The sequence below is a fragment of the Methylopila musalis genome, assembly GCF_042679725.1.
Lineage (GTDB): Bacteria > Pseudomonadota > Alphaproteobacteria > Rhizobiales > Methylopilaceae > Methylopila > Methylopila musalis.
Genome location: NZ_JBHTMX010000346.1, coordinates 1 through 1,453 on the forward strand (window position 1 = coordinate 1; position 1,453 = coordinate 1,453).

The 1,453-nt window shown below is 76.4% G+C and carries 2 protein-coding genes and 1 pseudogene; 1 reads left to right on the top strand and 2 read right to left on the bottom strand.

From position 1 onward, the window contains the following. Positions 1 to 295, top strand: a pseudogene (locus ACFQ4O_RS17495) (CCA tRNA nucleotidyltransferase); the annotation flags it as partial. Here ACFQ4O_RS17495 and ACFQ4O_RS17500 read toward each other — a convergent pair. After that, positions 292 to 852 carry a DUF1254 domain-containing protein gene (locus ACFQ4O_RS17500; protein ID WP_378777651.1) on the bottom strand — a complete coding sequence of 187 codons (561 nt, stop codon included), beginning with the start codon at positions 850 to 852 and terminating at the stop codon, positions 292 to 294. The pseudogene ACFQ4O_RS17495 and the gene ACFQ4O_RS17500 overlap by 4 nt on opposite strands. Then, the coding region (locus tag ACFQ4O_RS17505; protein WP_378777653.1) for a DUF1214 domain-containing protein at positions 849 to 1,453 on the bottom strand (605 nt) is incomplete at its 5' end. The genes ACFQ4O_RS17500 and ACFQ4O_RS17505, both read right to left, overlap by 4 nt.

Below are 1,453 nucleotides of genomic sequence, written 5' to 3' on the forward strand. Positions count from 1 at the left end.
GCTTCACCGCATCGGCCCAGAGGCGTTCCGGGACCGGGCGCTGCTGGCGTGGGGCGACAGCGGCGCCGGCCCCGACGATCCGCACTGGGCGGCGCTTGAGACGCTGCCGGACCGCTGGTCGCCGCCCCAGCGCCCCTTCGCCGCAAAGGATTTCCTGGCGCGGGGCGAGATCGGCGGCGCGCGGCTCGGCCGCCTGATGCGCGCGGCCGAAGCGGCCTGGGTCGCGGACGGGTTTCCGATCGATGCGGGACACGTCGTGGCGCTGATCGAGCGCGTGCGAACCGAGACGGTTTAAGGCGCGGCCGGGCCGCAGCGGGCGGACAGCGCGGTCTCCACCAAGCCGGGGCGGGCGCTCGGAGCGGGGGCGAACAAGCGCAGCAGCACGAAGCCGGCGTCGGTGGGCGAGACGATGCGGATGCGGGGCCTCGGCTCCACCGCCTCCTCCTCCTCGGCCTCCTCTTCCGCCTTCTCCGCCTGCGCGGCGTTCAGCACCGTCACCTCCACCCGGCCGCCGGTCGCCGCGCGATCGGTCAGCGCATAGAACGGCAGGCCCTCGCGGGTGTGGAACGCCACCGCGCCGTAGCTCGGGGGCAGGGTGGCGGTCACCGTCGCCGGCCCCGCGCTGACGTCGTAGCGGCAGACGGCCTCCACGAAGGCGGGATCGCGGAACGGCAGGACGTCGGCGCCGTCGCCCTCGTCCGGCAGCGCCGCGAAACGGCCGTCCGCGGGCAGGGCCGCGAGGCGCTCGTAGGGTCCGCGCTCGGCGAAGCGGGGCACCGCCAGCAGCGAGGCCACATGGATCAGCCCGGCGAGCGCCAGCGCCACCGCGAGGGCGTAAGCGAGGCGGGTCATCGGCAGGCCCCGCGCTCGATCGTGAACAGGTGCGGGCTGGAGCGGGCGAGCGGCGTGCCGACCGCCGTCTCGTAGATGTTGAGGCGGAGCACGAACGGCCCCTCGCCGGACAGCGGCAGCCAGTCGCCGGGCCGCGCCTCGCGCGACAATGTCACGGCGGTCGGCCGGTCGGCCACGCGCACGGCCTCGGCGCTGGTGGCGGCGAAGCGGCCGAGCGCGTTCGCCACCCGCCGCCCGTCCGGCTGAAAGGCGGCGAGCGTCCACAGTCGGGCGGCGGGCATGTCGCCGGCGAGCGTGTAGTCGCAGGCGAGCGACAGCGGCCGCCCCTGCTGGTCGGTCGTGGCCGTGAAGGCGAGGCCGTCGCCATAGGCGAGCGGGGCCTCGCCGCGCCGGGACAGGCCGGCGCGCTGATAGGGGTTGGCGCCGAGCCCGCCGACGCCGGGGTCCGCCCGCCACGGGCCGATCACGAGGCCGCCCACGGGCAGGCCGCGCTCCACCGTGAGCCATGTGGCGCCGAGGCCGAGCGCGCTCGCGGCGCACAGCGTCAGAAGGATGAGCAGCGTCAGGCGCATGGTGCCGCCGGCGTCAGCGCGTGGCGCCG

Bases quoted from the DNA above. Each gene is read 5' to 3' on its own strand.
- ACFQ4O_RS17500 (WP_378777651.1), bottom strand. From the start codon at position 852: ATGACCCGCCTCGCTTACGCCCTCGCGGTGGCGCTGGCGCTCGCCGGG.